15 protein-coding genes are annotated in these 22,541 nt (G+C 58.8%); 10 read left to right on the forward strand and 5 right to left on the reverse strand.

Annotated elements, in window-relative coordinates; genetic code table 11:
- Positions 1–65: 65 nt before the first annotated feature.
- From HWX91_RS17415 to HWX91_RS17425, 3 genes are read right to left on the reverse strand one after another with little or no spacing between them, the layout of a single operon-like run.
- On the reverse strand, positions 66–3,101 hold the full coding sequence (locus tag HWX91_RS17415) for an efflux RND transporter permease subunit (RefSeq protein ID WP_028197471.1): 3,036 nt from the start codon (positions 3,099–3,101) through the stop codon (positions 66–68).
- Between the two features lie 20 nt (positions 3,102–3,121).
- Positions 3,122–4,159, reverse strand: coding sequence for an efflux RND transporter periplasmic adaptor subunit (locus HWX91_RS17420; RefSeq protein ID WP_081833115.1), 1,038 nt, complete (start codon positions 4,157–4,159; stop codon positions 3,122–3,124).
- A 7-nt stretch (positions 4,160–4,166) separates the two neighbouring features.
- Positions 4,167–5,402, reverse strand: a complete 1,236-nt coding sequence (locus tag HWX91_RS17425) for a TolC family protein (RefSeq protein WP_028197473.1) — start codon at positions 5,400–5,402, stop codon at positions 4,167–4,169.
- A 217-nt stretch (positions 5,403–5,619) separates the two neighbouring features.
- Between HWX91_RS17425 and HWX91_RS17430 the strand changes: the two genes are divergently transcribed.
- The 4 genes from HWX91_RS17430 (at position 5,620) to HWX91_RS17445 (ending at position 10,556) form a co-directional block, all read left to right on the forward strand.
- Complete coding sequence (locus HWX91_RS17430) at positions 5,620–6,294, forward strand: response regulator (RefSeq protein WP_028197474.1); 675 nt, start codon at positions 5,620–5,622, stop codon at positions 6,292–6,294.
- On the forward strand, positions 6,258–7,595 hold the full coding sequence (locus HWX91_RS17435) for an ATP-binding protein (RefSeq protein WP_028197475.1): 1,338 nt from the start codon (positions 6,258–6,260) through the stop codon (positions 7,593–7,595). The genes HWX91_RS17430 and HWX91_RS17435 overlap by 37 nt, the downstream gene beginning before the upstream one ends.
- Positions 7,596–7,726: 131 nt before the next feature.
- On the forward strand, positions 7,727–9,742 hold the full coding sequence (locus HWX91_RS17440) for a VTT domain-containing protein (protein WP_028197476.1): 2,016 nt from the start codon (positions 7,727–7,729) through the stop codon (positions 9,740–9,742).
- A 496-nt stretch (positions 9,743–10,238) separates the two neighbouring features.
- Positions 10,239–10,556: a P-II family nitrogen regulator gene (locus HWX91_RS17445; RefSeq protein WP_028197477.1), complete on the forward strand. Its 318-nt coding sequence runs from the start codon at positions 10,239–10,241 to the stop codon at positions 10,554–10,556.
- Between the two features lie 76 nt (positions 10,557–10,632).
- Here HWX91_RS17445 and HWX91_RS17450 read toward each other — a convergent pair whose 3' ends face one another.
- Positions 10,633–10,842 carry a hypothetical protein gene (locus tag HWX91_RS17450; protein WP_042275419.1) on the reverse strand — a complete coding sequence of 70 codons (210 nt, stop codon included), beginning with the start codon at positions 10,840–10,842 and terminating at the stop codon, positions 10,633–10,635.
- Positions 10,843–12,402: 1,560 nt separating this feature from the next.
- Entirely contained in the window at positions 12,403–13,434 is a 1,032-nt protein-coding gene (gene pstS / locus HWX91_RS17455) for a phosphate ABC transporter substrate-binding protein PstS (RefSeq protein WP_025496808.1), read from the reverse strand.
- A gap of 1,432 nt (positions 13,435–14,866) precedes the next feature.
- On the opposite strand from pstS, the gene HWX91_RS17460 reads away from it, so the two are divergent.
- The 6 genes from HWX91_RS17460 (at position 14,867) to HWX91_RS17485 (ending at position 22,159) form a co-directional block, all read left to right on the forward strand.
- Positions 14,867–16,387 carry a sensor domain-containing diguanylate cyclase gene (locus tag HWX91_RS17460; protein ID WP_042275421.1) on the forward strand — a complete coding sequence of 507 codons (1,521 nt, stop codon included), beginning with the start codon at positions 14,867–14,869 and terminating at the stop codon, positions 16,385–16,387.
- 895 nt (positions 16,388–17,282) lie between these two features.
- On the forward strand, positions 17,283–18,737 hold the full coding sequence (locus tag HWX91_RS17465; RefSeq protein WP_028197479.1) for a trypsin-like peptidase domain-containing protein: 1,455 nt from the start codon (positions 17,283–17,285) through the stop codon (positions 18,735–18,737).
- 52 nt (positions 18,738–18,789) lie between these two features.
- Complete coding sequence (locus tag HWX91_RS17470; RefSeq protein ID WP_028197480.1) at positions 18,790–19,221, forward strand: carboxypeptidase-like regulatory domain-containing protein; 432 nt, start codon at positions 18,790–18,792, stop codon at positions 19,219–19,221.
- 1,035 nt (positions 19,222–20,256) lie between these two features.
- Complete coding sequence (gene pal / locus HWX91_RS17475; RefSeq protein ID WP_028197482.1) at positions 20,257–20,775, forward strand: peptidoglycan-associated lipoprotein Pal; 519 nt, start codon at positions 20,257–20,259, stop codon at positions 20,773–20,775.
- Positions 20,776–21,095: 320 nt separating this feature from the next.
- The gene (gene petA, locus HWX91_RS17480) at positions 21,096–21,698 is read left to right on the forward strand and encodes a ubiquinol-cytochrome c reductase iron-sulfur subunit (RefSeq protein ID WP_028197483.1); all 603 of its coding nucleotides are present in this window, start codon (positions 21,096–21,098) and stop codon (positions 21,696–21,698) included.
- Positions 21,699–21,793: 95 nt separating this feature from the next.
- A complete protein-coding gene (locus HWX91_RS17485; protein ID WP_051743435.1) occupies positions 21,794–22,159 on the forward strand; it encodes a hypothetical protein in 366 nt (121 codons plus the stop codon).
- The last annotated feature ends 382 nt before the right edge of the window (positions 22,160–22,541 follow it).

Below are 22,541 nucleotides of genomic sequence, written 5' to 3' on the forward strand. Positions count from 1 at the left end.
GTCGGTCATTCATATAGCGCCATTATGAAGCGATACCAACGACGCAGCGATGGTCTCGCGTGTCCCTACAGTGTCTTCTGACGTTGCTTCTCGCGCCTGTACACATAAAGAGCCGGCAACAGGTTTGTGCTGAGCAGGCCACTCCAGACTAACCCGCCCAGCGTAACGATGGCCAACCCCTGTTCGGGCGCTGCGCCCTTGCCGAAGCCGAGTGCCGTCGGCAGCAGACCCAGTGACGCTGTCAGGACAGTCAGGAGAATCGGCCGGAAGCGCACCTCAACCGCATCGCGTACGGCGTCAGTGACAGACATCCCCTGCGCTTCGTTTCGCTTCACCAGTTGCAGTAGCACGATGCCGTGGTTCAGGCTTACCCCAATCAGGGTGAGAAAGGCAATCAGGCCGATTGCATTCAGGCCAACCCCGCTGACCACCAGCGCGATTGCGCCTCCGGAAAACGCCAGCGGCATTTGCAGCAACAGCAGGCCCGGCACGAGCAAGCCGTCAAACTGCAGTGTCAGGATACCCAGCATGAGCACGAGTGCGACCACTGCCGCAATACCTACGTTAATTGCCGCACGTTCGAGTTGCGGATACAGGCCGCCAAACTTCACCTCGTAGCCAGGCGGCAACGAAAGCGTCGCAAGCGCCCGTTTGGAGGCGGAAATCACCTGTCCGAGCGGGGCAGTTGGCGTCGCGAGTATCTCAATCGCGCGCAGCCCGTTCAGATGCCTGATGACATTGGGTCCCGTCGCCATGCGGACATCGGCCACATCGCTCAGGGCGGTCCACCCATTAGCCATCACCGGAAGCTGCCTTAGCTGCTCGATGGACAGGTGTGTGGGGTCGGCCAGTCTGACAAACACATTCACGTGGCCGTTGCCTTCGGGGACCGTGGCAACCGTTTGCCCGGCCAGCAGGATATGCAACTGGGAGAAGAGCTGTGCAGGCGTGATGCCATGGAGCGTCAAGCCGTTCGGCTTGGGCGTGATTTGCAATTCGGTAATTGGATAGCCGTCGTTGTTGAACACGCCCGACAGATTGGGCACGCCCGCGAGTCGACGCGTGACTTCCGACGAGAGTGACTGCAAGGTTGCAATGGAATCGCCGTACACGTCGATAACGAACGGTTGCGGCAAGCCCGAAAGCGTTTCGCCCACCCGCTCCAACGTCGGCGTGCCAATTGCGGTCTGTAGGGCAGGGAGCCTCGACGCGTCGAGAACCTGCTGACCGATTTTGTCGAGACTGCTTGCATTCACATTCGGCTTCAGAGCAATCTGAATCTCGCCAGCGTAAGCGGGTTCCGTGTAGGAGGTTCCCGACGCCGAGCCCACGCGTGAAAACACATGGGCGACGGGCCCGAGTCCGCGCAATCGCTCGCTAATGCGGTCCGCGGCGTCCTGAGCATCATGCAGCGAAGTGCCTGGTGGCAGGGTAAAGCTTTCGAGCAGCGCGGCCTCGTTTGGCAGCGGCAAAAAATCCACGGGAACCAGCGCCAGTCCCACAATAGAGACCGCGAAAATGGCCACGCATGCCCAGAGCGAGCGCTTGGGGCGACGCAGGGTAAATTCGAACAGACGGAGGTTATGGTTCTTGAGCCACGCGACTGCGTGCGCACCTGATGATGTGCGCTTTTCCGCATGAGGGCCGATGAATCCCAGCACCAGCGGAATCACGCTTAGTGAAATGATGAGTGATGCAATCAGGCTCACCGTCATCGCCAGCGAAAACGGAACAAAGAACAGTCCCGCCAGGCCGCCCACGAACGCAAGCGGCAGAAACACCGCGACGGTCGTCATCGTCCCGGAAATGTCAGGCCCGGCAATGTCACGTAAGCCACGCGCAACGCCTTCCCACCGGGCGTCGCCGGCCTCCCACCGGTGGTAGATGCTTTCCAGCACAATGATGGCATCGTCGGCAAGCAGCCCCACGGCTACCGACAAGGCGCCGAACGTCAGTAAATTCAGCGTTTGTCCGGCCAGGTACAGCCCGGCGATGCCGAGCAGAAGCGAGAGGGGAATACTCAGGGCCACCGTCCATATTCCACGGCTCGCGCCCAGCATCCAGAACAGGACCGCAACGGCAAGTACAGCGCCGATAGCGAGATTGCGGCTCAAATCAGCGGCGACCACGCCGACGATATGTCCCTGGCTGTAGATGCGCACGAAACGGGCGCCGCCGGGTAACTGGGGCTCCAGTTCATGAAGTGTCCTGTCGACGTCGTTGACAACCGGAAGCGTTGAGGCGTCCGGCTGCTTGAACACAACCAGCGCGATGGTAGGCCTGTTGTCAAGTTTGACGGAGTGGTGAGATGGAGGCGCGGAACGGACTATGTCGGCAATCGCGCCTAGAGGAATGGTGCCACCGGGTGTCGGCAGCGATACGCCCGCATAGTCGGACGGTTGCGTCGGCAGGCTTCTTCCTTCAACAAAAATGTCCTGGTGGCCCAGGTCGACGTACCCGCTGGGCATCATGCCCGTGGCAGCCCCGAGCGACGCAGCGAGTGTCGACGCAGAGACGTTAAAGCGTTGCATTTTCAGGAGGTCGGGGCGGACCCATATGGCATCCTGGCCAGGTCCGGCCACCGACACGCGTTGTACACCTGGAACCGCCCGGATGCGAGGAGCGAGATTCGACTCGACGACACGTTGCACCATTGACGCGTCGACACCGTCAGGAATCTGCACAGCATAGTCGGCAACCTCATTTATCGCGTTGCCGGAGATTTCCGTTGTCAAGGTCGCGCCATTTGGCAGCGAGCCGTTGATGCGCCCGATGACGCCGTTGACGTCTTGCAGCGCGCCTGTTGCGGCAGTCCCCTCTGCGAAACGTGCTTCAATCCTGACGGAGCCTTGGCCTACGACAGTCCGTACGTCGCTTAGCGATTGTAGCGACTGAAGTTCGGCCTCAATTGGCCGGGCTATCAGTCCCTCCAGGTCTAACGTCGTCGCACCGGGCAACTGGGCGATGATGCTCACCTGTGGCATGTTGAACTGCGGCAGGACTTCAGCGTGAATGTTGATGAGCGCGTAGATGCCGTACGCAATCAGCGCGCCATACAGCATGACCCAGAGGAGAGGGCGCTTGACAATGTCGTTGAGCATGTTCCTGTCGGCAGGGAGCATCAGTCGGCTTGCTGGTAGCGCGTAGCAAAATCCTGGTGGAATAGCAGATACGCGTCCTGTGATACAACCCGTTCATCCTGCGAGAGCCCCTGTACGATTGACGTCCAGCCGCCATCAGAGGGCCCCGGAAAGACATGCCGCCGCTGGTTGCCACTCCTGTCATGCACCAGCACCCACCACTGGCCACCATCGAGCACGAGCGCTGTGGATGGAATGACCAGCCGTTTGTCGTCAGATGTGGTTAAAGAAACTGTGCCGACCGTCCCCGCCACCAGAGCGTGACCCGAAGCGGCATTGAGCCAGACGTCCAGTTGACCGGGTGCGGTAACGCTCCACGACGTGCGTTGAACCACCACGTCAATGGGTGCATCCGCGCCTTCGGCCAGAAAGACCCCCTTCATGCCGTCGGCGACCAATGAGGCGTCGCTTCCATAGAGATTCGCGACCACATGAAGGCCGCAGGAGGGGGCCACGGTTATCAGTGCCTGCCCGGCACTCACGTATTGACCATTGGCCGCATTGACCGCCGTCACAATACCGGGCTCGGGTACGCCAACCGCAGTAAAGCTTGCATAGCTTCGGGCCGCCGACTGCGCAGCTGCGAGTTGCTGGCGTGCGGTGTCGCGTTCGGCGTGCACGCGAACGACGGCGTCGCGCGTGCTAAGTTGCTCACCAAGCTTTTGTTGTTCAATGGCGGCAGCCTGCGTTGCTGCAGACACCCGTATCTGCGCCGATTTCAGGTCGGCCGCAAGGCGCGCGCTGTCGGCTGATACCGTGGGGCCGGTCAGATGCGCAATCGTCTGTTCGGACCGCACTGTTTCGCCCGGAAGGACGCGCAGGCCGGAGACGATGCCCGCCGTAGGCGCACTCAGCACGGTATTGGACGCGGCCTGCACGTGCGCGGGCGCGGAGAGCGTGGTCACAACGCGCTTCTGTACCGCAGGCATTGTCACGACCTCTTCGGCGAACGCACGATGACCGGCGACGGATGATGCGATGATGACGGCGGCGAGGATGAACAAACGGGCGGATTTCATGGAGGGCCTAGCGAAGCGGTTGGTGGTCAATAGCGCTGACGCCAATCAGGGTGCAGAGCTCGACCTGCTGTTGGAGTACCGCGTTCGCGAGTTTCGCTGTCGCGATGCGTTGGGTCAGCAATCGCGATTCGAGGTCGGCCAATACCGGTAGAGTCATGTCGCCGGCGCCATAGGCGCGACGCGCCTGCGTCACCGACGCCTCGAGCGTAGCTTCCGTTGACTGTGCGTTACGAAGCTGGTCACCCAGCAGGCTCAGTTCCGAGCTGATGCCGTCTACGGCGGTGTACGCATCGTCAAGCCGTTGGGTGTATTCCTGATAGAGGCTCTCCCGGGTGGCCTTTTCCACCGCGATATTTCCGCGATTGCCGTTAAAGAGGGGAAGCGTCACCGAAACGGTAAGCCCGGAGGTGTAGATGGCCGACGTGTCTCGGCCTCGCGTGACGCCAACGTCTAATCTGGGAAACTGCGCGAGGAGCGCAGCGCGATAGCGTTCGTCCTGTTCGGCGTATCCCGCGCGCAGTGCTAGCAAATCGGGGCGACGCTGGCTGAGGTCGACGAGCGCATGTAACACCGCTTCTTCCGGGACTTCAAGCGGCTGCGGCGGAACCGCAAGCGCCAGGTGTGTCCCAGGACGAAGTTCAAGCAACGTATCGAGTTCCTGTCCCGCTTTGAGGTGCGCGTGGCGCAGCGTAGCGAATTGCTGCGCGCTGTTTCGGTACGCGGTTTCCGCCTGCACGGCGATGTCTCGCGTTATGTCGCCGCGTGCGAGCGCCTTTGGCATTCGTTCAGCGACACTTTTCTGATAGGCGACCAGCGGCTCGACTTGTTTCTCGAGACGGTCGAGGCTCACGTTGCTGACGTAGAGTGCATACGCGCGGTTCGCGACCTGCCATTTCGTCCACAGCAGCGCGAGCTGCTGTTTCTCAAAGCCTGCAGATGCGGCTCGCGTCTTTGTCGGTCGGTCGACGAGTGCGGACACTTCATAGCTCAACCCGACCATGAATGCAGGAACAAAGCCCTCCGCACCGGGGCGGTCGGTACTGAAGCTGAGTGTTGGGTCCGGCAGCAGGCCGTCCGCATATTGGCGGGCAGCAGCGATATCGAGCGCGCGTTCAGCGCGGCGCATATCCGGACTATGCTTGAGCGCACGTCCAACCACCTGGTCCGCGGTCCATGGTGCGGCCGTAGACGCGATGTCATCCGGCCATTGGGGCGTTTCCGGGAGCGGCTTTGGTGCATACATCGCACATCCGGCCAACACTACAGACAGCGTGACAAGCGCAATTCGCGCGAGTACAACGGCGCCGGTATATTGCCGACCGGTTGCGGGAAGTCCGCTTTGCAACCTACTATCGTAAGCATCATGGGGCACGATGGGTATCCGATGCAAAAAACGCTTCGGATACTAATCGGCAAGACTTAGATTTGACTTAGCACGCTGTTTCGATTCGGTGGAGCGCATGAGAATTCTCCTCGTAGAAGACGACGAAATGATTGGCGATGCAATCATCCAGGCATTGAAGGATGCGGCGTATGCGGCCGATTGGGTGCGCGACTCAGAGTCGGCAACCGGGGCGTTGCTGGGACGTGAGCACGACGTCGTGCTGCTGGACCTGAATCTGCCGAAGCGCGACGGCATTGACGTGCTCCGGTCGCTCAGAGCGGGGGGAATCAAGACTCCAGTGATTATTCTTACAGCGCGCGACAGTGTCGAGGACCGCATAGTCGGGCTGGATGCCGGCGCCGATGACTATCTTGTCAAGCCATTCGAAATCAGCGAATTACTCGCGCGACTTCGGGCGGTGACCCGTCGGCTTGGCGACCATGGCGATACCAGGATGACAAGCGGGAGTCTTACACTCGACGCTGCCACGCACATGGCTGTGTATGAGAACAACGAGTGCCGGTTGACGAGTCGTGAGTTTGCGCTTTTGAGCGCGCTGTTGATGAAGCCGGGGACGGTCCTGTCGCGAAGCGACCTGGAGCGACAACTATACGCCTGGCAGGAACAGGTCGAGAGCAATGCCGTGGAGGTTCTGATTCACGGCATCCGCAAAAAGCTTGGCGCGTCGGTTATCCGCAACGTACGAGGTGTGGGATGGTTGGTAGACAAGGAAAACAATCACGCTCGCTGACGCTGCAGTTGTCGGCTTGGATTGGCAGCGTGATTGTGGCAGTTGGCGTGCTTGCCTGCGGGTTTTCATTCCTGTTCGCGTATCAGGAGGCGAGAGAGCTTCAGGACGGGCAACTGAAGCAAGTCGCTGCGCTCATTGATAGCGGCGCGTTGGCGTTCACAGGGTCCCGCCAATCAATCGAGAGCTCCCAGGACCCGGACGTCAAGGTAGTTATTGACCGGTTAAGCGAGGCACCCTCAGGCGTCGCGCAGTCTGCTGGATTGGCGATTCCGCAGGAGCTGGGCGACGGCTTTCATGATTTGAGCGGTGATGAACAAAGCTGGCGCGTCAATATACGGACGCTCCGGAGCGGCGGGCGCATCGCCGTTGCAGAACCCTCCGCGTTACGTGACGAAATAGCGCGGGACGGTGCGATGAGAACACTCGTGCCCATGCTGCTCCTGTTGCCTGGGCTATTCATCGTCGTGGTGGTGATTGTCAGGACGAAACTTGCGCCGTTGACACGTCTTGCTGCCGTCGTGGACCGCCAGACCGATGCGACGGTCCAACCGTTATCAGAGGAGAGTATCGCCGCGGAAGTGCTGCCCTTTGTCCGGTCGATAAACAGCCTGATTGCGCGACTGAGGGACGCTATTGGTCAGCAGCGGCGATTTGTCGCCAGCGCAGCACATGAGTTGCGTTCGCCGTTGGCAGCCCTGTCCTTGCAAGCGGGAAATCTGGGAGCCGCCATTACGTCGCCGGATGCACGGGAGCGGCTGCTCGCTCTTCAGGCAGGGTTGCGCCGTACCCATAGACTGGTGGAGCAAATGCTGGCGCTGGCACGGTCTGAACAAGCGGCGCTGGAGCAACAGACGACGGTGTCGCTCCGAGCAATGGCAACGGAGGTCATAAACTCCACAATTGGCGTCGCCCATGAGAAGGATATTGACCTTGGATTCGAGCACTTTGATGAAGTTGATGCCGTCGTCGACGCGTCATCAGTCATGGTAGTGCTGCGAAATCTGGTCGACAACGCGGTGCGATACACGCCAACTGGCGGCAAGGTGGATGTGTCTGTCGTTCATGCAGGAGGCGAAGTGATGTTTGAAGTTATCGACTCGGGGCCAGGTATTCCGGACGTCGAACTCGACCGTGTGCTGGAACCGTTCTACCGGCTGGACCATTCGGTTGCGTCGGGTAGTGGACTGGGTCTTTCCATCGTATCTGAGATTGCACGCCGGACAGGCGGCCGATTGGTACTCGAAAACATCGAAGGCGGATTTCGCGCGCGGTATTTTCAACCGTTATGTCCGAACCCATGACTTCGGTATCTGCCTGACCTTAGGTGTCCGGTTGCCGTCCAGCCGGCCGGTATCTGCACCACGCGACACACGGCCTGCGGCAATCTGAATGACGCTAGGCGGCAGCTGGCGCGCGCACCATGGAGATGTCGATGGAACACGCATACGACCATTTGTTGCATCTGCTCGCCGGACACACAGCATGGACGCTCGCGGTTGCTTTCCTGGCTGCGTTTCTCGAAGCCGTCGCAGTGATTGGAACATTCGTCCCAGGTAGCACCGCGATGTTCCTGGCAGGTGCGCTTGCTGGAACGGGGTCGTTGAACCTGGGGGCGGTGTTCGCATGCGCGATTGCCGGCGCGGTAGCCGGGGACGGCATGAGCTACTGGCTCGGCAGCCGCTATAAGTCGCAGATTAACCAGTTGTGGCCGTTTCGCACGCACCCTCAAGTCTTTGAGGCTGCACACAGTTTTTTCGCAAAACACGGTCCGAAGAGCGTCGTGTTCGCCCGGTTCATTGGGCCGTTACGAGCGATTGTGCCTGTGGTTGCAGGAACGTCGGGTATGACGCCGGTGCGGTTTTACACCATGAACATCCTGTCAGCTCTACTCTGGGCGCCCGCGCATATCCTGCCGGGCGTTATTTTTGGGGCGTCAGTCCAGGTGGCCGGCGCTGTTTCGTTTCGCATCGTCATCGTCATCGCGCTACTGGTTGGAATCGTATGGTTGAGCTTTCGGGGCGCCCGCTTCGTTCTCTCACACGCCGGTGCCTGGGCGAGTGCCGCGGGTCGCACTCTGACGAACTGGGCCAGTCGCCACGAAGGGCGGACAGGTCGTCTTGCCTTGCAGCTACTGAATCCGACCCGACCCGCTTCCGGTGCGATAGGGGTGGCGTCGGTCATTGTGCTTCTTTCCTGCTGGCTGTTCTTCGGCGTCTTGCAGGACGTCATCAGTGGTGACCCACTCGTACGGGTTGACGTGTCCGTTTATCACTTCCTTCAATCTGTGCGCAGCCCATGGGGCGACACTGTCCTGTCGGGCCTTGCTACGCCCGGCAGTGTCACCACGCTCGCAGCGCTGGTCGCCACAGCGGCGCTGTGGATGGTGTGGGAACGTCGTTGGCGCACGCTTGGGTACTGGCTCACTGCCGTCGTCTTTTCACAGCTACTGATATTTACCCTGCAGCTTGCAATCCATCGAGCTCCGCCAGATTCGCTCGCGTCCGGCGCATATGTGTTCCCGAGCAATCACGTCGCCGCTGTGGTCGTTGTGTATGGCTTTCTTGCGTTTTTGCTCGCTCGAAGGGTTGGTACCGTGGTTGGCGTGTGCGTCGTGACTGCGAGTACCGTCGTCGTGGTCGGAGTCAGCCTGTCTGGGCTTTATTTCGGTCGATTCTGGTTCTCCGACGCCATTGGAGGCGCGGCGCTTGCGTCGGTGTGGGTTTCCGTTGTCGCCTTTACCGCAGTGTGGCGTAGGCCGGTAGTGCAACCATCGCATGGGTTCATGCCAGCTCTCATTCTGACGGTTGTGTGCGTCAGTGTGGCGGTGCAACTCGACGCCGGGACGCCCGCGCCGAAACCTGACAGCGCGCCGGGTACCGCACCGGTCATCGTCACAACATCACAATGGACCGATTCTCTGTGGCAGCGTTTGCCTTGCTATCGCTCAGACATGGAGGGTGACCGGAAGGAGCCTCTGGCAATTCAGTGGTCCGCGAAGGTTGATGAAATAGGAAGTCGCCTTCGAGCTCAAGGTTGGGTCGACGGAGCGGAGCTTTCTGCGCGCAGCCTGCTCTCCCTCGCATCGCCCAAGGTTTCGGCGATGGGACTGCCGGTGCTGCCAGAGCTGAACAATGGTGTGCCGTCTTTGCTGGTCTTCACGCATTCCGGCAACGCGCGAGACGAACGCGATGTGCTGCGTCTCTGGCCCACGGACTACGCGGTTGAGGAGCAGGGCGCCGCGTCAGCTGCACCCGTTTGGTTGGGTTCGCTTGTGCGTGAGCGGCTTTATCGTGCGTCCTGGCCAATCAACATGCTACGTGCCGTTGGCCCGGCGACAGCGCCTCTGGCCGTTCATGACCAGTTGTTCGCGCTTCCCGGGGTGGCCGTGTTGGCGGAGAAGGATTGTCATGGCAGTCCAGTGACGCTTCTGACGTCGCGCTCCGACTGAATGCGGTGCGACGGGGCGTTGCCTAAAATTTAGGGACGTGGAGACACTAAGTGACGTCGCTACAATGCCTTTTAACTCTTTCATTCGAAGTGAACTCACCTGGACATGTTAGCCATCGGTCTTTGTGGGAGTCTCTTATTCGGGGGAGCACCGCGACCGTTGATCGGGGTGTGGGTGGCCATGGGGCTTCGCCATTGGAGCGAGTTCCTGTATTCGCTTCGCGACGGTCTGCGGCAGGTCCGCAATCGGCATCGTTCATCACGCGCCTGCAGCGGGCCGGAGGCCGAAATCGCGGCGTGCACCGTTCCAATTTTCAGTACTTCGAAGACCTGACGGCAGTGACATGTGCGGTTCCCCAGAGCAAAGGCGGCAGTCTGGCAGATGACACAAGCTGGAGTTCACAGGGTACCAGCATGGTTCCGGCGGCTGGGGTTGCAAAATGACAGCATAGGGTAGGAGACGGATTCGCTAACAATCGACGTTGCTGGAGGAAGACATGGAACTGAAATGCGTTGTCGCTATTGTCAGGCCCGGTTTAGCGGAAGTACTGGAAAGGAAACTTGGTGCTATCGACATCCATGGTGTGACCGTTACGCGGGTAAGAGGATTCGGTGCGCACCCCAATCTCTTCGCCGACGACTGGACGAGGGAGCACATCAAAATCGAAATTTTTGTGCAGACGGAAAGCGTCGACGCGCTAATCAAGACAATCATGGATATCGCCCACGTCGGCGCGGCCGGAAATGGGGTCGTTGCAGTCATGCCGGTGGAGAAATTCTTCCGCGTTCGCAGCCAGTCTGAGGCGAAACCGTGATTGGACATGCGTGCTACAGGTCGGTCGAGCAGCAGTACCTATGTGCCTGCCCGTCCCGGTCCCGGCGACCCGTTCGTCACGTCCTCGCCAGCCTGAGGCGCCCTAGCATCTCGGTACCCTCCAATGTCAATCTGAATTCGGCGTTCTCGGATGTCGCTGACACGACTTCCACCAATTGTTCCTGTTGAAGGGTCGCTACATCGGGGTCTGCGAGCGCCACCTGTCCTGGCGCGCTGAACAGCACAAACAACATCGCAATCTCATGGTGGCTAAGAAGCTTCTTCATGATGTGCCTCAATAACTATTACGCACATGGAGTTCTATCAACACGCGATTTGAGGAACGAGGAAGGTGGTTACGCCCCTTGTACGCAATGACCGACTATAGCGAAGCCGCGTGACAACGATTTGATAACGACACCGACTGGTAGCGACATGTAGGTGGCAGTGGGTAGCAGGCTTTCCATCATGATTGACTGGACGAGCGGTTTAACGCTGTCGCAGACAGCGCCTGGTAGTAGGGAAAAAGCGGACCCGGCGGAGCTCCGGGTCCCAAAGTCGGCCCCGGATAATGACGGAGGGTCGACCAGCCGTTCTGGAAATCTGTTGGTTGCAACTGCCTGTGACCGCACTGGACTCGTTTGCTTCTAGCCGGAATGTATCCGCGACCGTATGGACGGCGATTGAGCGATCATGCGAAGTATTGGGACCTATGTCGACGCGGTCGTCGGCAAGGTTTGCGCAATGTACTCGATGGCGCTTAAGCCAGACTTAAATTCGGTGCAACGTCGAGTGGTCGGCTATGCGATGCGGATGAGCTTCCCCAACTGACAAAGTCCCCGTTGAAGCAGTCGCTTGGAACCGTACAACGGCATAAGGCCGAGCGGAAGCGGGGCTGTCAAGAGGGATTTGTACAGACCTGGAAGCGACCGAGCCCATCAGAGCGCACCCCCGTCTAGCATCACTCCGCTGAAGACTTACGGCGCGGCACCAGATTGTTAGAAAGGGAGCGGTCAAGGCAAGGCGTGTGTCCATGAGGCGTGACGTCGAAACGTCGACGCGTGCCTGAGCATCGATTGTTGGTCGCTTAGCCGAGTTCGTTGGCGAACCGGCTATCTACGCCTTTGGCGACCACGTGGCCGTGAAAAGCGCTCCCGTGACTATTCCGACCGCGGTGAGTGCCAGATAGGCCATATGCAAGTGCTGATGCAATGCAAGTCCACGCGTGCCGTACGCCAGGATGCCCAGGCTGGTAAGACATGCGAGGGCTCTTACGGGAAAGTCGGTCGTTGAACGCATTGTTTCGCTCCTCCAGCGGCACAGCAGTTCCGCCGGCGCGGCGGAACTGCTGTGCCATTCATCTATGGTCTTGAAAACGCGGACGCCTCCCGCGTCGCTACGCTCTGTCGCCTGTATCCGCGCGCTTCGTAGAATACTAAAACAACGCTAGCGCGAATAGCTGCTGAATTCCCTCGGCGGCACAGAAGTCAGTACCCGTTCGGCGCAGAAGCCTACAGCCAATTTTCTGTTGCACTGCATCAGTTTCTGAACTAATTGTTGCGCCACACGGCTTCTAGAATAAAGGAGTGGGTTTGCACTGCGATGCAGTGAAGGTTGACAGCGGAGGTTTCCGTGGACCTGAGATTCTCGTGGGGGTGGTACTTTCTGGCGCTCCTTGTTGTGATGGCGCTCAGTCTCGGGCTAACGGCACTTCGAGCTGGGGATACTGACAAGGAAAAGCGCGGCGAGCACGATGACGAATGAGGTGCAAAGTTTCTTTGCAAAAAGTGCCCTCCAGGGTTTAGGCATCGCGCGCTCCGGGAGGGAGCGCGCTTGAGGCCTCGAACTTATTCAGCGATTGGCTTGCCGGCAGTGTCTTTCACTTTCGTGCTCCACTGCGAGCGGATTTCGGTGACGACGGATTGCGGCAGGGAAATGTAATCCAGGTCCTGAGCAGCCTGGTCTCCGTTCTTGAATGCCCAGTCGAAGAACTTCAGCGTTTCCTTACCTTGGTCAGGCTTGTCCTGCGCGGTGTGCAGCAGTACAAAGGTAGCGCCGACAACCGGCCACGCATCCTTGCCCGGTTCATTCGTCAGGATTTGGTAGAACGACTTCGACCAGTTAGCGCCGGCAGCGGCTGCCTTGAACGTTTCCGTGTCTGGCTGAACCACAGCACCGGATGCGTTTTTCATCGCGGTGTAGACCATATGGTTCTGCTTCACGTATGCCCACTCGACGTAGCCAAGGGCACCCGGGAGGCGCTGGACGAAAGCGGCCACACCGTCGTTACCTTTGCCGCCCGTACCCGTCGGCCAGCTGACGGTCGTGCCTTCGCCAACCTTGCTCTTCCAATCGGGATTGACTTGCGACAGATAGTGCGTCCAGATGAAGCTCGTGCCAGAGCCGTCGGCACGACGGACAACAGCGATATCTGTGTCGGGGAGCTTAACTTTGGGGTTCAAAGCGGCGATGGCCGGGTCATTCCACTTTTTGATTTTGCCCAGATACATGTCGCCGAGCACTTCGCCAGATAGAGTCAACTCGCCCGGCTTGATGCCCGGCAGATTTACGACCGGCACCACGCCTCCCACCACGGTCGGAAACTGGAACAAGCCGTCTTTCGCCAGTTCGTCGTCCTTCAGGGGGGCGTCTGACCCGGCGAAGTCGACCGTCTTGGCGATGATTTGTTTGATACCGCCCGAGGAGCCGATGCCCTGATAGTTAACCTTGCCGCCGTTTGCCTTCTGAAAGGCGTCTGCCCACTTGGCGTAGATAGGTGCGGCGAACGTGCTGCCTGCTCCCGTGATGTCAGTGGCGTGGGCCGCGACGACGAAGAGCGCGCCAGTCAGGCCGGCAATCGTGGTTTGAATGAGTCTCATATGTGCTCCAGCGTGTGGTTGTAGGAAAAGGTCGCCCGAAAATAGACCCGATTGATGTCAATAATGTGACGGGGTGCCCGCGCTCGAATGCATGGGGCTGCGATGCTCTGGTGAGTCCGGCGCAAGGCCTGGCTCGGAGTCTCGTTAAATTGTTCTGCGTCTTACGGCTGGGGTCGTCGCGATGTCAGCGCCTTGGCTGTTCTTAAGGGTAATGGCTAGGCGAAGTGCCGGATGCGAACTATCCTGAAGAATCCTTGTATGCGAGCGCAACCGCGGGTCTGTGCTCAACGTGGCACTGGGAGAGCTTTCGAACTCTTTCATCTTTCATTTCGATGACGACGCGTGTGAGGTGTGTGATGGTTACGAAAAAACCGATTCCCGAAAAGATAAAAATTCCCAGCGGCCATGGAAAGACGAAGATTGGGTCCATCTAAATTGGTAGCTTTGGCGATGGCGACCTGTGGATTATTTCCCCAACAAAAGGTGGGGGAGTGGTAGTGACACACGTCCCGCCCCGGGAACCTGTTACCGGGGCACTAGCAAGCGTTGAAAGCATACTGGTTCAAGCGAACCAGGTCAGCGCAGCGCAGATTAGTGAGCACTTCAAGACGTCAGTGGCCAGTGGGCAGGATGTACTAAATGGAATCGCGATGCTGGGTGGAGAGCAGGGCGGTTGAGCCGTGCTCCGCCATGGATAAACATGCGGTTCAGTTGGTCATGCTTCAGCGTGCCGGCAACACTCGGGCGGCACATCGCATGGAAACGACACAGGTTTACGAGGTGGTCCAATGACGGAAGTCACAGGAACGTTTATGGGTATAGCCGTGCTGGCAATTGCCGCGTTATTGGTCGCAGGACACTATCGACGCGAGCATGTCCGCAAGCGGCTTCTCCGTCGGATGGACCATAGCGAGTGCTGGGACGCATTTCGTCACAGGCGATAGGGTTTGACCTGCGAGCAATCCTCGGTTCGACACCATCCTGCCGCATGTGCGTGTTGCTTTAACGGTGTCGCGGGTCATTTTCTATGGAGGCAGCGCAAAAAAAGCTTGCGGGTGCCGCCTGTCCGGTGGACGCGCCTGTCAACGCTCCCGAAAGCCGGCGTGCGGTAGTTGCAATAGGAGCCTCATCTGTCACACAACGTGTCGAATTCTGGCGTGAATCGGCGGCGCTCGTCGCAAGCGCTTCCTGTAGCGTTTCTTGGCATCACATAATCTGTATTTCCGCTTAAACCCGGGAAGAAGCGCTCGAACCTGCTCCTTTTCAACCGATGGTCTTGTGTCCGCAGCGATTATGCTTCGATGATTATCCGGGCGGCTCCGGCGTCCCCAGCATGCTGCTGCGATTGCTCTGATGCTGGATAGCTGCGTTGAAAGCGCTGGGAATACCTAGTCGAGCCTGAAACACCCAAAATCTGACGAAGAGTAAAAAAATGACGCCGCGGCGGCCGAACCTCCTGATTGGCGTTAGCCTGTTTGTTTCGGTCGCCATATTCCTGATTTCAGCCCTGGTTCTGGTGGACATGCGCCAGGATGCGCTTCGCCGGGCTCAGGAGGCTGCTACCAACCTATCGCTCATAGTCGAGCGGGACACATCTAGAAACCTGGAAATCTATGACCTGTCTCTCCAGGCGGTCATTGATGGGCTCCAGGAGCCTGGGGTCAACAAACTTCCGCCGCTCATGAGGCAAAAGGTACTCTTCGACCGCGCAGCGTCCGCCAAGGATTTGGGCGCTCTCCTGGTTGTGGACGAATCCGGCAACGTTGTCATTGACTCAAGGTCCGTTCCAGCTCGTCGCATCAACCTCGCTGACCGTGACTATTTCAAAGTCCATCGTAAGTCGCCTGACGTTGGGCTATACGTTAGCCACCCTTTCATCCCACGCCTCGGTGAAGGAGGTGACTCCATCGCGCTCAGCCGCAGACTCTCGCACCCTGATGGAAGCTTTGCCGGTATTGTGGTCGGCACGCTTCAGCTCGATTACTTCCGTCGATTGTTCGACGGCATGAATCTTGGTTCTGGCGGTTCGATGGCGCTGATGCTCGAGGACGGCACGATGCTGATGAGGCGCCCATACGACCAAAAGGTCATCGGCCGGAGTTTGATGGGAACCGCGAACTACACTCGTTTCGCGCAAACATCAAGTGGCGCTTTCTTTGGTACGGCAGCTCTCGATGGAGTAAAGCGCTGGTACACATATCGGCACATCAACGGATTTCCGCTAATTCTCGATGTTGCGCTTGCGACCGAAGACATCTATGCCGAGTGGCGCGGTCGCGCCTGGACCATAGGTTCGCTGATGGCAGCACTCGACGTGATGATTGTCGGTTTCGCCTTATCGTTCTCGCAGCAGTGGAAACGTCGTCTCGCATTCGAAGAGGAGCTTCGGGTGCTCGCGCGGACAGATGGTCTTACGGGACTACACAACCGTCGTACCTTCGAGGAAATGGCGCAGACCGAGTGGCGTCTCGCTCAGCGAACCGGGCACCCGTTGTCGATGCTTCTAATCGACGTTGACCACTTCAAGGGTTTCAACGATTTGTACGGACACTCGGCGGGTGATGACGCGCTGATTGCAGTCGCACATTGCATCAGTCAAAGCATCAGACGCCCGGGAGACATCGCAGGGCGCTACGGTGGCGAGGAATTTACTGTGCTTCTCCCCAATACGGATAGCGGCGGTGCGGCGCATATTGCGGAAAAGATTCTTGCATCGGTAAGAGCGCTGGAACTCCGGCATGTCGCCAGCACGCACCAGCTTCTGAGCGTGAGCATAGGGGTCGCCTGCGCCGTGGACCAGCGGTTCCCGACTTTGAGGTCACTGGTGAATGCGTCCGATGCGGCGATGTACGAAGCGAAGAACAGCGGCAGGAATCGGATTAGCTGCTATCCCGTAGCTACGCAGCAGGACAGCGCTGTAAGTGCTCAGTCATCCGAGGACTGCGCCAATTGAACAACTACCGAGACCGTGCCGTGCCTCGCCGACGCGTGCTCGTAAATCGAAAGACAAATTGCCTTACCCACGAGGTCAGACTGGTCTCGCGAGAGAACGGCTAAGGAGGCGCCGGCTCCGACGACGTGTGTCGGGAGCGGGGCGGTCTGCGTCGCGCAACTCCTGCATGGCGGCTGTGAATCGCGCGAGTTGCAAGGTCGATGGTTTCTCACTTCCTTTATCAGGGACGCTTGCTTCAAGTGCTATTGACGCCGCATGTACTTCGCGCGCGGCGTCGACGACACGTTCAAGCGCTATAGCTTCGTCTGAACGCGGTTTTCCTTTTGCCATTCTTTCACTCAGTGCGCGCGTTGTTGGAATCCGTATGTCGATAGACAGCGGCCTGCAGCTTGCGTTCAGATACATTACGTAGACGACTATCGCTGTGAGTCGACCCGCCGACATCTCAACCGCGTCATCAAGCACGACATTTCCACGGTAGGTCGTATAGCTTTCACGGCGTACTCTACCTGTGGCAATCGGACCGCTTATCAAGTCGCGTCGGCGAGTTCGTGGCCAGTCGCGCAGTCTGGCCACCTCGCATGGGCCGCCGAGCACGGTGGTCGGGTGTCCGGGTCGTGCCGCCCCGCCAATTCTGCATTATCAATCTCTTCGGGTCGGATTCCCCGCCGCTTGCGACGTAGGCCGATCGAAGATCGGCAGTTTGGAAAAGCGCAGTTCATACCCCGCCCCTTGCGGCGGGGAGCTTGATTCCTGCTCTCCTTTCCGCTGGAATTTTAAGAATTCTTTAAGTTTGTCGGTCTACGCTGGAATCGTCGTGATAGGGAATGGATACGTGGCTTTTGTATAACCGCTGGGTCACGCGGGTCATTTCCACGTCGCCAGGAGCGATGCTATGCGAACCGGAAATCTGATGCGTACGCCGGTTGCGGCGTGTCTGGTCGCGGCTTTGTCTGTCGGATGCATGTCCAGGCCGACCTATTCGTCGGCAATGCAGGGTTCGGTAGTCCCCAGCGCGAGACCGACGACGCCGCGCGTTCTCTCGACAGGGATTACGACGGACTTTGCAGATATCGTGCGGCAAAACGGGCCAGCCGTGGTCAATATCAGCGCGCCTCGCGCGAGCCATGTCGCCAATCTGACGCCGCTTTGGCCGCCTGCATCGAACGAGCATGACCCGTTCGTCCAGTTCTTCAGACAATTCTCCCCCAGCCGTTCCAGTGAAGGCCCATTGTCATCGGGAGCCCTCGGCTCCGGCTTCATCATCAGCCCGGACGGATACATTCTCACTGGCGCCCAGGTGGTTGCAGGTGCATCGCAAATCAACGTCAGGCTGACGGACCGTCGCGAATTCAAGGCATCGGTCATCGGTATCGACCCGCCGAGCGATATAGCGTTGCTAAAAATCGATGCGCATAACCTTCCGACGGTGAAAATCGGAAACCCATCCGGTGCGAAGGTCGGGCAATGGGTCGTCTCTGTTGGTTCGCCTTACGGATTTGAAAATACAGCCACTGCCGGCATCATCAGCAGCGAGGGACGGTTGCTGCCGGACGAAACGTATGTTCCCCTGATTCAAACCGACCTCACCCTGAATACTGGCGATTCAGGTGCGCCTCTCTTCGATTTGAACGGCGACGTCATCGGTATTGATACACCGGTTCATCATAGCTTTCAGGGACTTTCGTTTGCGATTCCGATTGACGTCGCGATGAGAATCGAACAGCAATTGCAGTTTCACGGGAAGGTTGAGCACGGCCGCATGGGTGTGACCATTCAGGAGGTCAGCGCGCCTCTCGCGAGGTCTTTCGGCATGGCACAGCCCATCGGTGCGCTGATCAGCTCGGTTGATCGTAACGGTCCATCGGCGAAGTCTGGCTTGCGAGCCGGAGACGTTATATTGCGAGTGAACAGCGTGGCAATTACCGACTCGGCGCAATTGCCTCTAGTTGTGGCCGACTTGGGCCCGGGGACCGCAGTACGCGTGAAGTTCTGGCGGGACCAACAGGCCCATGAAACTTCGGTCGTGTTGGGTGCAATGGAGGAGAACTCAGTCGCCTCGGCCAAACACGTTAAGACTGCGGTCGGACAATTTGGCCTGACAGTGCGCAGTCTGACATCAGAAGAACGGCAAAAGGCGCGCCTCACCGGCGGTGTCCGCGTCGAGGAGAGCTCGGGCCCCGCAGCGCTCGCCGGCGTTCAGCTGGGGGACATCATCTCGCGGGTCAACAGTACACCGGTCTCAAGCGCAGCTCAGTTGCGTGACGAGCTAGACAACGCTGGCGGCAACGTCGCGCTGCTGGTTCAGCGTGATGGTCGTCCAATCTTCGTGGCAATCGACATCGGATAGGGATACCGGCGCCGGATGCTCCCGTATTTCAAGGAGTTCGACGGAGGTCAACATGAAGCAACATTCGATATTGCGATTGAGTGCGATGACGCTCGTGCTCTCCGCCACCGCACAACTCGCGTTGGCTATGCCAGAGGCACTTCCGCCTGTGCAGCAGGCGGGTGCAATAAATTATTTGTCCGGTGGCGTGGGTAGTGACGAGTCGACAGCCATCAAAAGCGAGATGGGTAACTATCCGCTTGTTCTTGAGTTCGCAGGCAAGACGAATGCTGGGAATGAGTATCTCGCGGACATACCTGTCCAGATTTCCGACGCTCACGGTACTGTCGTGCTGGATACAAGCACGCGCGGTCCGTTCATGCTGGTCTCTCTGCCGTATGGTCGGTACACGGTGACGGCCAGCTACAACGGAAACCAGGTGCGCCGCGTGGTGAGTATTGCAGCTGGCGCACCCGCGCGCGAACTGTTCGTATGGCCCATGTAGGGCACGGAGGTGGGCATGCGCGGTGAGTAAACTCCAACTCTCCGTCCTGCGACAACACGAACCAACTTGATTGCCATTTCGACACTGACCCAATCAAGCCGTGTCTTGGTGAGTCTGCGCCTTTTAGGTCGACCGATGGCGGCCAGGGGTTACGCAGCGTCCGCGAAGTTTCGTTTCTCGGCGCTGCAGGCAAAAAGGGGACCAACGATTCATTTTTTTTTGACGGCGCTCGACAAAGCGCCGCCAAGCAGATTCGACAATGAGGTGCGAGGCACCGATGAGACATCAAGCCAGGACAGGGAAAGCACGTCGAATTGGAGTTGTTCATACACAATCAGCCGCCGCGCGACGAGGTCCGAGAGTTCCCCGAACGACAATTCTCGGACCAAGCGGACTTGCTCGTCCGACGCGTCGGGAGTCTGGAGCGATTAAGAGTCTCTGGGTTATCGTTCTCGTAGTCCCCGTCGTGATTGCAACGCTGGTGGTAGCAATGTGCGTGCTGAGCATCGTGGCGAGATTATTCCCTCATTGAATGCCAGGACCGTGCCGCCTTCGGTACGGCGGTGTGAGCTTTGTCCCAGAATTGGTAAAGCGTCCGGGACTCGATGCGTTTCCAGTCGGCACCGTTACCGGGTCGGCAGGTTGGAGAAAAAGAAGCCATGAGACACCGTCCAGCCGCTTTACTGATTGTTTTTTCGACTGCATGCATGAGTCCGCTTGCCAGTGCTCAATCGCAAGCGTGCATTGAAATCGGAATGCTCAATCCGGTCGAGGTCAACACGACATCTATTGCGAGCGACATATCTGACGTCAAGAATGACCTTCCGCTGGTGACATATCGCATTCCACCCGTGGTCCATGGACCAGGCTATTACCCAGCGTGGCGAGGTGATGAGCTGCGTGGCAGAGGGTGGTTTGAGTATTTGCGCGGCGGCCGGTTTTTCCTTCACGAGCGTGACGATGACAGGTGACCGTCGGGCGGCTATCGCATGATGAGTATTGCTGGCAGTGTTTAAACCACCAAGGAGAGACCAAATGATGTCGAAACTTCCTAAGTTGCTCACTGTTCTGCTGGTCGGGGCGTTGACGGCATGTCACTCGGGGGTCAAGCTCAACGAGGGCGCCAGCGCAACGGGTCCCAGTGGCGGCGTCGGCGCACAAACGAACCCGAACGCCGTTACCCAGATAGGGGTAGACCCGCTGAACGACCCGAACAGCCCGCTCGCCAAACGCAGTGTCTACTTCGACTTCGACGACTACACCGTCAAGCCCGAATATGAGTCGCTCCTGAAGCTGCACGCGCAATATCTGAAGAACCATCCACAACGCCATGTGCGTATCCAGGGCAATACCGATGAACGAGGTTCGAGTGAATACAATCTCGCACTGGGTCAGAAGCGTTCCGAGGCGGTCCGCCGTGAGTTGATTCTGTTTGGCGTTCCCGACTCGCAGCTCGAGGCGGTCAGTTTCGGAAAGGAAAAGCCGGTCGCAACAGGACACGACGAAGCATCGTGGGCGCAAAACCGACGTGCCGATTTGGCATATCAACAGTAAGCGGCGACGCACGGTACGTCGGACCGCTTCGCGAATACTGCACGATCGCGGCGGCAGCGGTTTCGAGAACGGCGTAGGGTCTGCGACTCGTGGCGCAGCACCGGCATTGCTCTGCTATCGCTTAAGTGCGGCGCGTCAGTGGACACTTGCGATAGCTTGATAGCTTGTCAGAGGCCGTCGTCGACGCCTCTGACAAAATGCCCTTCAATAGTAAATCGCGGACAGTCGACAAATTATCGAAAAGGATTCGGTCGGAGTGCAGAACGCCCCAGCAAAACAAAAATCAAATAGACATGAGCCTCGGACGCATGGAGGGCGACGTGAAAGCAGATGCTAAAGAAGGCGTGGACGGCAGCCGCCGCAAGTGGTTGATTGCGACATCGGTGACAGGGGGAATCGCCGGTGTGGTCACGCTCGTGCCGATTGTGGATTCGTTCGCGCCATCGGAGAAAGCTCGGGCCGAGGGTGCGCCGGTTACTGCGGACATCAGCACGCTGGGGCCGGGCGAGATGATGACGGTTGCCTGGCGCGGTATGCCGGTATTCGTCGTCAACCGGACAGAGGAAATGCTGGCAGATGTGGTCAAGGCTGGTTCGATGGTCGCAGACCCATCCACTCGCCATCCGTTCTCGATGCCGTTGCCGAATTACTGCAAGAATGAATACCGTTCGCGAGCGAATCATCAAAACCTTCTCGTTGTCGTCGGCGTCTGTACGCATCTTGGCTGCACACCCAGACCGCGATTTCAGCCGGGGCCACAGGCCAATCTGCCAGACAACTGGCCGGGTGGCTTCCTGTGCCCTTGTCATGGTTCCACATACGACCTCGCTGGTCGTGTATTCAGGAACAAACCTGCGCCGCAAAACCTGGATGTACCACGCTATATGTTTTTGTCGCCTGTAAGCGGGGAGAAGCGTAACTGACCGTATGCACGTGTCGCATCACGAGAGGGGCCAACACCGCCGGATCAGCGTCGCCCTACGACAAACGCATATCCTGGAAAAGAGAGTTTCAGGATATGCCGTATCTCAACAGCGTCGGCCGGTGTCAAATGACGTGGACAAGTATTGAGGAACACATCATGATGATTCGACACTTCACCTGCGCACTGCTCGGCGTCGTCACTTTCTGGTCGACCGACGGCATGGCTGCGCGACCCGATTACGCCTACCAAACGACGGTACAGCTTGCCGACGGCAAGACGCTGAAATGCGGCGTCAACGAACCTCTGCCGAACGGCGCCGCGCCCGCAGCTCTCACCCGCCGCGAGCAAACGCAAGCGGACGTCCTCGCGACCCAGCGCCTGCGCGTCCTCAGCGGCCCCGATTCCGGCTATCCATCGCCCTACACCGCGCCCACCATCATTTGCTCGAGCGCAGGCTAGGGCTGGCCGCTTCGCGCCGTCCGGTGCCCGAGGCGACTACGAGGTGCGATGCGGGACATCGCCCGGAAATGGATACGGCGCGAACCGGGCCAATCGAGGTTGACGGCCCGCTCAACGCGTCGCATCCCGCGCTGTTCAGAACGCCGATGCACAATGACCTGTGAAGGCAGCCGACGATCAATAGCTTGTCCGTCGTAAGCCTCCTTTGCGCAAAGCCAATTGGATGGATTGGCCGGTTCGGGCTTGACCGGATTCGACGACCGGCTGGATGAGCGCCTGGACCGGCAGGTCGTTATCGCGTGCGAAGCGGGCAACGAAATCGAACGCATCAGGGCAAGCGCATCGCATCTCGCCCACGACAGTCAGACGTTTGACGCCGGCC

It is taken from the genome of Paraburkholderia fungorum (assembly GCF_902833645.1).
GTDB lineage: Bacteria > Pseudomonadota > Gammaproteobacteria > Burkholderiales > Burkholderiaceae > Paraburkholderia > Paraburkholderia fungorum.

What these genes read in the sequence shown, in the direction of transcription:
- HWX91_RS17415 (WP_028197471.1), bottom strand. Translation starts at nt 3,101, where the DNA reads ATGCTCAACGACATTGTCAAGCGCCCTCTCCTCTGGGTCATGCTGTAT.
- HWX91_RS17420 (WP_081833115.1), bottom strand. Translation starts at nt 4,159, where the DNA reads ATGAAATCCGCCCGTTTGTTCATCCTCGCCGCCGTCATCATCGCATCA.
- HWX91_RS17425 (WP_028197473.1), bottom strand. Translation starts at nt 5,402, where the DNA reads ATGTATGCACCAAAGCCGCTCCCGGAAACGCCCCAATGGCCGGATGAC.
- HWX91_RS17430 (WP_028197474.1), top strand. Translation starts at nt 5,620, where the DNA reads ATGAGAATTCTCCTCGTAGAAGACGACGAAATGATTGGCGATGCAATC.
- HWX91_RS17435 (WP_028197475.1), top strand. Translation starts at nt 6,258, where the DNA reads ATGGTTGGTAGACAAGGAAAACAATCACGCTCGCTGACGCTGCAGTTG.
- HWX91_RS17440 (WP_028197476.1), top strand. Translation starts at nt 7,727, where the DNA reads ATGGAACACGCATACGACCATTTGTTGCATCTGCTCGCCGGACACACA.
- HWX91_RS17445 (WP_028197477.1), top strand. Translation starts at nt 10,239, where the DNA reads ATGGAACTGAAATGCGTTGTCGCTATTGTCAGGCCCGGTTTAGCGGAA.
- HWX91_RS17450 (WP_042275419.1), bottom strand. Translation starts at nt 10,842, where the DNA reads ATGAAGAAGCTTCTTAGCCACCATGAGATTGCGATGTTGTTTGTGCTG.
- pstS (WP_025496808.1), bottom strand. Translation starts at nt 13,434, where the DNA reads ATGAGACTCATTCAAACCACGATTGCCGGCCTGACTGGCGCGCTCTTC.
- HWX91_RS17460 (WP_042275421.1), top strand. Translation starts at nt 14,867, where the DNA reads ATGACGCCGCGGCGGCCGAACCTCCTGATTGGCGTTAGCCTGTTTGTT.
- HWX91_RS17465 (WP_028197479.1), top strand. Translation starts at nt 17,283, where the DNA reads ATGCGAACCGGAAATCTGATGCGTACGCCGGTTGCGGCGTGTCTGGTC.
- HWX91_RS17470 (WP_028197480.1), top strand. Translation starts at nt 18,790, where the DNA reads ATGAAGCAACATTCGATATTGCGATTGAGTGCGATGACGCTCGTGCTC.
- pal (WP_028197482.1), top strand. Translation starts at nt 20,257, where the DNA reads ATGATGTCGAAACTTCCTAAGTTGCTCACTGTTCTGCTGGTCGGGGCG.
- HWX91_RS17485 (WP_051743435.1), top strand. Translation starts at nt 21,794, where the DNA reads ATGCCGTATCTCAACAGCGTCGGCCGGTGTCAAATGACGTGGACAAGT.